The 9478-nt window shown below is 62.6% G+C and carries 7 protein-coding genes; 5 read left to right on the top strand and 2 right to left on the bottom strand.

The window, feature by feature from the left end:
• Window positions 1-81 precede the first annotated feature (81 nt).
• Window positions 82-1614 carry a carboxylesterase/lipase family protein gene (locus GGR38_RS23625; protein ID WP_183629437.1) on the top strand — a complete coding sequence of 511 codons (1533 nt, stop codon included), beginning with the start codon at window positions 82-84 and terminating at the stop codon, window positions 1612-1614.
• Here the strand turns inward: GGR38_RS23625 and GGR38_RS23620 are convergent.
• A complete protein-coding gene (locus GGR38_RS23620; RefSeq protein ID WP_183629435.1) occupies window positions 1611-1991 on the bottom strand; it encodes a cupin domain-containing protein in 381 nt (126 codons plus the stop codon). The genes GGR38_RS23625 and GGR38_RS23620 overlap by 4 nt on opposite strands.
• A complete protein-coding gene (locus tag GGR38_RS23615) occupies window positions 1991-3313 on the bottom strand; it encodes a pectate lyase family protein (protein ID WP_246405253.1) in 1323 nt (440 codons plus the stop codon). The genes GGR38_RS23620 and GGR38_RS23615 overlap by 1 nt, the downstream gene beginning before the upstream one ends.
• 381 nt (window positions 3314-3694) lie before the next feature.
• Here GGR38_RS23615 and GGR38_RS23610 point away from each other — a divergent pair, with 381 nt between their 5' ends.
• From GGR38_RS23610 to GGR38_RS23595, 4 genes are all read left to right on the top strand, one after another.
• The gene (locus tag GGR38_RS23610; protein ID WP_183629433.1) at window positions 3695-6550 is read left to right on the top strand and encodes a TonB-dependent receptor; all 2856 of its coding nucleotides are present in this window, start codon (window positions 3695-3697) and stop codon (window positions 6548-6550) included.
• A 40-nt stretch (window positions 6551-6590) separates the two neighbouring features.
• On the top strand, window positions 6591-7592 hold the full coding sequence (locus tag GGR38_RS23605) for an alpha/beta hydrolase (protein WP_183629431.1): 1002 nt from the start codon (window positions 6591-6593) through the stop codon (window positions 7590-7592).
• A complete protein-coding gene (locus GGR38_RS23600) occupies window positions 7589-9169 on the top strand; it encodes a family 43 glycosylhydrolase (protein WP_183629429.1) in 1581 nt (526 codons plus the stop codon). The genes GGR38_RS23605 and GGR38_RS23600 overlap by 4 nt, the downstream gene beginning before the upstream one ends.
• A 10-nt stretch (window positions 9170-9179) precedes the next feature.
• Window positions 9180-9478, top strand: a 299-nt coding sequence (locus tag GGR38_RS23595) for a glucuronate isomerase (protein ID WP_183629427.1), incomplete at its 3' end; no start/stop codon positions are given.

Here is a 9478-nt window from a genome sequence, read left to right as displayed (position 1 = left end):
ATGCCCTCAAGCACTCCCTCCACGGCGACTGGCTCCGCCTGTCCCGAGAGGAAGTGGACGGCTTTACAGGCAGTTCAGGCGATGTCCGGCGGTAATCCTACCCGTCGGGGTGTGATCGCGGGCGCGGCGGCCATGGTCGCCGTGCCTGCCTTCGCCAAACCCCGCGATGCGCAGGTCGCAGGCTATCAAGGGCTGCGCGCAGGCGCGGTGCAGGCATTCAAGGGCATCCGATACGCGCGTGCGGTCCGCTTCGCCCCGCCGCAGATTGAGCCTCTGACGGTCGAAAAGACCCCCGCCACAAATTTCGCACCCATTTGCCCCCAGCGTGGGATGAGTGATCAGCCGCAATCGGAAGATTGCCTGTTCCTCAACATCTGGACGCCGGAGGCCAACCCTAAAGCCGCCCGTGCCGTCATGGTCTATTTCCACGGCGGCGCATATACTACCGGCAGCGTCACCGATCCGCTGACCCATGGGCAGCATCTGGCCGAGCAGGGCGATGTGGTGGTGGTTACGGTCAACCATCGGCTCAATGCGCTGGGCTATTTGTGGCTGCAACCTTTGGGCGCGCAATTTGCCGACAGTGGCAATTTGGGGCAGTTAGACCTGATTTGCGCCTTGCAATGGATCAGACATAATATTCATCACTTTGGCGGCGATTCCTCGCGTGTTTTCACCTTTGGTCAATCGGGTGGCGGGGCCAAGATTGCCACGCTGATGGCGATGCCCGCCGCGCGGGGCCTGTTCCATTCGACCGCGACCATGAGCGGCCAGCAGGTGGTCGCCAGCGGTCCGGTCCATGCCTGGGAACGCACGCGGGCCTTTTTCGATAAGTTGAAAATCGCTCAGGGCGATGTCGAGGCTTTGCGCCATCTCCCCATCGAACGGTTTATTGAAGGTCTGGGGGCCGCTGATCCGATCATGGGGGGCTCGGCCTATTTCGGGCCGGTGCTGGATATGACCAATCTTCCACGCCATCCGTTCTGGCCCGATGCGGCGCCCCAATCGCTGAACATTCCGATGATCCTTGGCAATGTGATCGAGGAAACACGGGCCTTTCTCGATCCGCGCGGGGCCAAATTGCGAGGGTTGAGTTGGGATAATATCGCGAGCCGGATGGCGGCAGAGGTCAAGATCGATCTCGATCCAGCCTATGTGATTGCACAATATCGCAGCCATCATCCTGACTGGACACCTGAGCAGGTCTATTATGCGGCCACAACGGCGGGGCGCAGCTGGCCGGGGCAGGTGATCGAGGCCGATGCGCGGGCAGCCGCGGGCGCGGAGAAAACATGGGTCTATTGCCTGACCCGCCGCTCACCCGTCGATCCTCTGCGCGGCGCGGCGCATACGGATGATATTCCCTATGTTTTCGGCACGCTAGACGCGCTGGGCAGTTTCAGCGGCACGGACGCCGATGCGCGGGCCACGCGCGATGCGCTGCAAGGCGCTTTCGTGAAACTGGCGAAAACGGGTGAGGGAAGCTGGACGCCCTATCGCTTGCCGACCCGCGCGACGATGCTAATGAGCGAAAATCCGCACGTAGAAAATGATCCGCGTGAGTGGGAGCGGGCCATGTGGGCGACCGCTCCCTATGTGCAGCCCGGCAGTTAAGGTTTTGCCGGATAAGCAATAATCAGCGCCAGCGGCTCCTTGCCGGTCTGGCGGATGCCGACATTCGCGCCATCATAGAGATAGGCGGTCATGCCCGGTTTAAGCGCAGCCTTCTGGCCGTCGCTTTCCACCTCTCCATCGCCCGAGAGAACATAATACACCTCGTCATGGGCGATGATGTGGAGGCCGATGGCGGCCCCCACATCCAGCGTGCGCCGCCGGAATTCCATCCGGCGAGGCTGGGGCGCGGCATCGCTGATCCGCCACGCGGTGGACATGCCGATGGCGCCATGCGGCACGGCTTCGCGCCGCATCACGTCGCGCTCGTCGATGATGGCCATTGGTGGCGCAGCAGCCAAGAGCAGCGCCGCCAGCATCAGACGCCGCCCTGCCGCATCGCCTTGTCGCGATCGCTCAACTTTTCCTGCGCGCCAACCTTCTGCCCCGGATAGGCGCCGTTCTTGGGCGTCATCGTGGTCAGATCCCAGGCAGCCTCGACAAAAGGCGCGCGCTTTTCGGCAGCATGGGGATAGCCGCCGACCTGCTTTTCATCGTCGATAATGTCGCCGCGCCCTTCGGCCACGAAGAACAGCACGCGGATGTCCTGAGGATCGCGATCCCAAGGCCGCGCGCCCACGCTGCTCAAAACGCTGGTTTCGACATCGCCCGAGGGCAGGATCGTATAGCCATCAAGTTTGGCCAGAGGCTTGTCCGAGGTGATGAGCTTCGCCTTGGTCTCGCCATAGCGGCCAAACATCGGCAAGGGCAGGCCATGACGGTCTACCGCGCGATTGTCCTTGCCATAGAAAGCCAGATCGCCATCGCCGCCCAGCATCAAAAAGGGCAGGCCCGGATCGGTCTGATTGCCGCCGCGCATGACATTGCCGACCGCCGTGATCTCGCCGGTGACGTAATCATGGCCCGCCCATTCCAGCGCCATCAGGTTGTAATGCACCGCGCGGTGGCCGGGATTATAGATGATATTGTTGACCATCGCGACCTGCGCGCCGCCCTTTACCAGCGGGCTGCGCTCGACATTATGCGCCCAGACATTGCGGTAGAAGGTGATGTTGGTGGTGTTGTCGTGGATCAGCGAACCCTTGGAATGTTCGCCCTTGGAATGGCTGGCGAAGGCCAGACCTTCGGCGGCTAGGTTTTCGCGGTACACAACATCATGGCTGGTGCCTGCGCGCCAGTCCTGAACGGTCTTTCCGGTGAAACGCGGGCCGCTGGCCGACATGTTTTCGTCGATGGCCCAGAGGAAGGAGCAATGTTCGATCACTACATTATGCGCGGCCACGGTCGAAAAGGCGTCCGGTTCCCAGCCCGAGAAATGGGGCTTGTCCATCGCGCCGGTCATAATGCGCAGGTGGCTGATGATCACGTCATGGCCGTGCAGGTCGATGCCCGTGCGGATGAGGGTGACGGGCGAGGGGGCGGTTTGCCCGGCGATGGTCAGGAACGGTTCCTTGATGACCAGTTCGGTGCCGCCCATGTCGATCACACCGCCCACCTCGAACACGACGATGCGCGGGCCCTTGGCCTCGATGGCTTCCTTGAACGATCCCGGCCCGTCCTTGGCCAGAGTCGTCACCCGGATGATTCGGCCTCCGGCGCCGCCCTTGGTGGGATCGGCGGGGTGAGCAAAACTGGTCTGGGCGGGGGCATTGGGGGTTTCGGCCCAGACGGGCGCGGCCAGCGGCAAAAGCGCAGTTGCCAGCAGAAGGCGGGCGTGACGCAGACGGACATCTCGTAAACGGGGGGTGGGCAAAAATGTCACCGGGGCCTCTCCTGTGGGGCTTCATTGTTGGTGGTTCTTGACAGAGGCCGGGGCCTCATGCCAAGACTTATGACACCGGTTACCAAATCGGACAAGAGTTTCCCTTCGACGGAAAACAAAAACGTTGATCAGCAACATCTTGTGAGAATAAATTGGCCCCAATGGGCAGGGATCTGGATGCAAAAGGCGGTGGAAATGCGATTCGCGTTTCCCCCTTATGACACCGGTAGCAATCCCTTGGGGCATGGATTGAGGATTGGGGCGCTTCGTCGCCCTCAGGGAGTTTAAGGGGGAGTTATAATGCCTCATACCGTCACACGTTTTACCGCAATTCGTCTGGCTCTGGCCGCCAGCACCGCGCTGGCCGCGCCCGCCTATGCACAGACCGCGCCTTCCGCGCCCGGAGCCGATGCGCCCGCGCCCGAAGCCATTGTCGTCACCGGCTTCCGCCGCTCGCTGGAAGCCGCGCTTAATTTGAAAAAGAACTCGGTGGCAGCCGTTGACGCCATCGTGGCCGAAGACATCGCCAAGTTCCCCGATCAGAACCTTGCCGAATCGCTCCAGCGCATTCCCGGCATCTCGATCCAGCGCGACGGCGGCGAAGGCCGTGCGATCACCGTGCGTGGGCTTGGTGCGCAATTCACCCGCGTTCGCGTGAACGGCCTTGAAACCGTGGCGACCTCGTCGGACGGGGCCAGCGCCAACCGCGACCGTTCGTTCGATTTCAACGTTTTCGCCTCGGAACTCTTCACCAATCTTGTCGTTCACAAGACTGCCGAGCCCTCGCTGGACGAAGGTTCGCTGGGCGCGGTGGTGGATCTCAACACTGGCAACCCGCTGGGCGGCAAGGCCGGCCTGACGGCGGTGGCCAATGTTCAGGGCAGCTATAACGACCTGTCAAAGAACCTTGGGCCGCGTCTGGCGGGCCTGCTGAGCTGGCGCAATGACGAAGGCACGTTCGGCGCCAATGTCTCGGCCGCCTATTCCAAGACCAGCACGCTCGAACTGGGCAACAATTCGGTGCGCTGGGCTCAGGCCTATTTCAACTCGGTCAACGGCACGAACTGCCTCTATTCGGTCCCCGGGGCCACGGGCGGCGTGGCCACCAATTACAGCGGCAACTATCGCCCCAGCACCGCCTGCGATCAGGCCACCTTGTCCTTCCACCCGCGCATCCCGCGCTATGGCACGATCAGCCATGAACGCGAGCGTCTGGGCCTGACCGGCTCGATCCAGTTCAAGCCCAACGACCACACCAAGCTGTCGATTGACGCGCTCTTCTCGCGCTTCAAGGAAAACCGCGAGGAGAAGTGGCTCGAAGTGCTGGCCCGTTCGAACGAAAAGTCGATCGACGTGGTCAATCCCGTCTATGACGCGAACAACAACATGGTCGCGGCCACGTTCAACCACGCCTATGTCCGCACCGAACATTATCTGCGCCAGTCGAACACCACCTTCTATCAGGTCGGCGCGACGCTGGATCAGGACATCACCGACAAGCTGAAGGTGAAGATCCTGGGCGGCATTTCAAAGTCGGACGCGGATATTCCGGTGGAAACCACCATGTTGCTCGACAATCGCAACGCCAATGGTTTCTCCTATGATTACCGCAATATGGCCTCGCCCGTCATTTCCTATGGCGACAGCGTGACCGATCCGTCCAAGTTCCAATTGGCCGAAATCCGCGACCGCCCCTCCAATGTCACCAACCGTTTCAAGACGGTTCAGGGCAATGTGACCTGGGAAGTGGCCGATGGCTTCACGCTGAAGGGCGGTGCGGTGTGGCGCCGGTTCAACTTCGATTCGGTGGCCTATCTGCGCGACAGCGCGGTTTGCGGCGGCAGCGGGGCCGACCTTGTGCTGGGCACACTGACCTGTTCGTCCACCACCTATGGCTTCCCGGTGACCAGCGCGATGGTCGATACCGTCAATCTGGGCAATGCGGGCCAGCCTGCGGGTACGACCAACAGCTGGATCGTGGCCAATCTGGCCAACACCACCGCCTATACCAAGCTGTACAGCCGCACACCCACGCTTGACACCGGCAATGTCCGCTCGGTTCAGGAAACCACCTCGGGCGGCTATCTGGAGGCCGATTTCAAGGGCAATCTGCTGGGTCTGGAATTCGGCGGCAATCTGGGCACGCGCTATGCGCGCACCAGCCAGAAGTCGACCGGCATCCTTTCGGGCAACACCGTAACGGTGGGGCGCACCTATGACGACTGGCTGCCTTCGGCCAACCTTGCCTTCTATCCGCATCCCAAGGTCATCGTGCGTGCCGCCTATGCCAAGGTGCTGACGCGCCCGACGCTGGGCAATCTGACGCCGGGCGGCTCAATCGACGGGTTCAATTACAAGATCAGCTATGGCAACCCCCAGCTCGATCCCTATCGCGCGACCAATTACGATCTGGCGGTCGAATATTACTTCGCCCCCCAATCGGTGATCTCGCTGGCCCTGTTCCAGAAGGATATCGCCAGCTTCCCGATCTCGTCCAGCTATGCGGCCACCTTTGCCTCAACCGGCCTGCCGCAAAGCGCGTTGCCGACCAGCTCGCCTGCCTATATCAACTTTGACCCGAACCAGATCTATCAGATCACGGCCAATGTGAACGGCAGCGGCGCTCGTCTGCAGGGCATGGAGCTGGCATTGCAGATGCCCTTCAAGTTCCTGCCCGGCGCGCTGAAGAATATCGGCTTCCAGGGCAACGTGACGCTGATCAAGTCGAACGCCAATTACACGATTACCGGCCCGGCCACCAATCCCTGCACCCGCGCCACGGCGGCCTCGGCCTGTACGCTGGTGGGCGTGACCTCGGTTTATCCGGCAACGCTGCTGGGTGTGTCGAAAACAGCGTGGAACGCCACGCTGTACTATGACGATGGCAAGTTCAGCCTGCGCGGCATGCTCAGCTATCGCGGGCCGTTCAACGACAGCACCAGCGGCACCAGCAACGTGTTCGAGGGTTACGGCAGCTATACCAGCTTTGACGCAGCGGTGCGTTACAAGCTGACCCCCAGCATCGAAATCTCGCTGGACGGCAACAACCTGCTCGACACCTATCGCTATCGCTACACCGATGCGAGCGCGACGCGTAACTATGAAAACAACCACTTCGGCCGCACGATCCAGTTCGGCGCGCGCTGGAAATACTAAGACTTCTGCCCTCGTCGGGGCCGGATAAGGGATGTGTTCGATGATTATGGATCGCAGGACGCTTCTGGCATCCGGCCTGTTGGCGGGGGCAGCCTCATGGCGGGCGGAGGGAATGATGGCCTCTCCGCCCGCCACCCCATCGGATGACCTGCCCGATGCGCCGGAGGTGATTTCACTCTGGCCCGGCGGGATGGGGCCGGGGCGTTTGCACCCGATCACGCAGGAGATCGTCGAAAGGTCGAAAGATCCGGCCACGCCCGACCGCGCGATCCACGGCATTTCGCATCCGCGCATGGTGGTGTTTCGTCCGAAACAGCCCAATGGCGCGGCGGTGCTGATTACGCCGGGCGGCGGCTATGTCCGCGTGGTGATCGACCGCGAGGGCTATGAAATGGCCCGCTGGCTGGCGGCGCGCGGCTTTACCTGCTTCGTCCTGTTCTATCGCCTGCCGGGCGAGGGATGGGCGAGCGGCCCCGATACCGCCCTGATCGACGCTCAGCGCGCGATCCGCCTGATCCGCCACCGCGCAGGCCAACATGGCATTGATCCGGCCCGCGTGGCGGCCATGGGCTTTTCAGCCGGAGGGCATTTGTGCGCCGATTTGTCCTCGCGTTTTGATGCGGCGGTCTATGCGCCCATGGATGCAGCGGACGCGATGCCCACGCGGCCATTCTGTTCGGCCCCCATCTATCCGGTCATCTCCATGACGCCTCCTCTGGCCCATGCCGGATCGCGCCAGCAAATGCTGGGCGATCACCCCACGGCGGCGCAGGAGGTGGCCCATTCGCCCGACCGCAACATTCCGGCCAACCCGCCCCCCCATTTCCTGCTCCACGCCGAGGATGATCCCGCCGTGCCGGTGGGCAATACGCTGGCCCTGCGCGATGCGTTGAAGTCCAAGGGCGCGCGGGTGGAATGCCATCTCTTCGAACAGGGCGGCCATGGTTTTGGCCTGCGTAATGCCGCAGGCAAGCCGGTCGCGATCTGGCCCCAGCTTTGGCTGAATTGGGTGCAAACAACGGGATTGGTGAAACAGGCATGAGTTTTACAATCGACCGCCGCGCTGCGCTTTTGGCGGGCGGACTGACGACGCTGGCCGGGCTGTCGGCGCAGGTTAAGGCCGCCCCCGCGCCGGGCTTCGACAATCAGGCCGCGCCTGATCTTGGCAATGGCACTTTCCTGAACCCGATCCTGTCGGGCGACCGGGCCGATCCGGCGATCCTGCGCGATGGCGCGGATTATTACATGACCTTTTCCAGCTTCGACGCCTATCCGGGCCTGACGATCTGGCATTCGCGCGATCTGGTGAACTGGCAACCGCGCAAGCCCGCGCTGTTCCGCAATATCGGCGCGGTCTGGGCGGTCAGTCTGGTCAAGCATAAAGGCCGTTATTTCCTCTACATCCCGGTCAAGGCCGAACAGAATGACACATTCGTCATCTGGGCCGACCATATTGACGGGCCGTGGAGCGATCCGGTTCCGCTCGGCCTGCCCAAACATATCGACCCGTGTCATGCCGTGGGCGAGGATGGCTCGCGCTGGCTGTTCCTATCGGGCGGCGACCGGGTGCGCTTGTCCGAGGATGGCCTCTCGCTGGCCGGGACGCCCGAGCATGTCTATGACCCGTGGCGCTATCCCGACACCTGGGATGTTGAGGGTTTCAGCCCCGAAGGCCCCAAGATCCTGCGCCACGGCGATTATTTCCATATGCTGACGGCGGTGGGCGGCACGGCTGGCCCGCCCACCGGCCATATGGTGATCGCGGCGCGCTCACGCTCGATCCATGGCCCGTGGGAGCATCATCCGGGCAATCCTCTGGTGCGCACCGTGTCCGACAAGGAGGCGTGGTGGTGCCGGGGTCATGCCTCGCTGGTCGATGCGCCGGATGGGTCGTGGTGGGCGGTCTATCATGGCTATCGCGCGGATTTCTGGACGCTGGGGCGGCAATGCCTGCTCGATCCGGTGGTGTGGGGTAAGGACGGCTGGCCGCGCATGACCGGCGGCGATCTTTCGCGCCCCTTGCCCAAACCGCGCGGCGGGCAGGCGCTGCCCCATGGCATGGCGCTGTCGGATGATTTTTCCGCGCCGCTGGCTTTGGGCAGCAAATGGGCCTTTTTCCGCCCTGCGCGGGATGAAGCCTCACGGGTGCGGGTGGCCGATGGCGTGCTGCATCTGACCGCCAAGGGCAATGCGCCGGTCGATGGTTCGCCTTTGTTGCTGACGGCGGGGGAAACATCCTATCGCTTTGAATGCGATATCGAAATTGATCCCGGCGCCACGGCGGGTCTCGTGCTGTTCTATGACGACCGGCTCTATGCGGGCCTAGGCTTCGACAAGGACCGTTTCGTCACCCACCAATATGGCATGGAGCGCGGCCGCCCCGCTCACACCTATGGCCAAGCCTTGCGGATGCGCATCACCAACCGCCGCCACATCATCGCCATCCACACCAGCAGCGACGGCGGCCAGACTTGGCACCGCTTCGACCGCGGCATGGAGGTCTCGGGCTATCACCACAATGTGCGCGGCGGCTTTCTGGCGCTCAAACCCGGCCTCTATGCCGCTGGCAAGGGCGAGGCGCGCTTTCGCAATTTCCGTTTCACCGCATTAAAGGACTGATTTCCCTCTCATGCCCCGCCCCTTGGACCTACACCCCGACCGTTTGTTCCCTTCTGAACCCGGCGTCCGCGCCGTGGCGCGGGAATTGTATGCCACCGTGAAGGACGCGCCGATTGTGTCCCCGCACGGGCATACGGACCCGAGCTGGTTCGCGCGTAACGAGACGTTTGGTAATGCGACGGAGCTGTTGCTGCGCCCGGATCACTACCTGTTCCGGATGCTCTATTCGCAGGGCGTGGCGCTGGAGGATCTGGGGATCGGCCCGGCCAAGGCGACGTATGATCCGCGCAAGGCATGGCGGATTCTGGC

Origin of the sequence: Novosphingobium sediminicola (assembly GCF_014196525.1) — a bacterium.
Classification (GTDB): Bacteria; Pseudomonadota; Alphaproteobacteria; order Sphingomonadales; family Sphingomonadaceae; genus Novosphingobium; species Novosphingobium sediminicola.
Note: the sequence above shows the minus strand (reverse complement) of the source record. Positions and strands in the feature narration are given on the sequence as shown.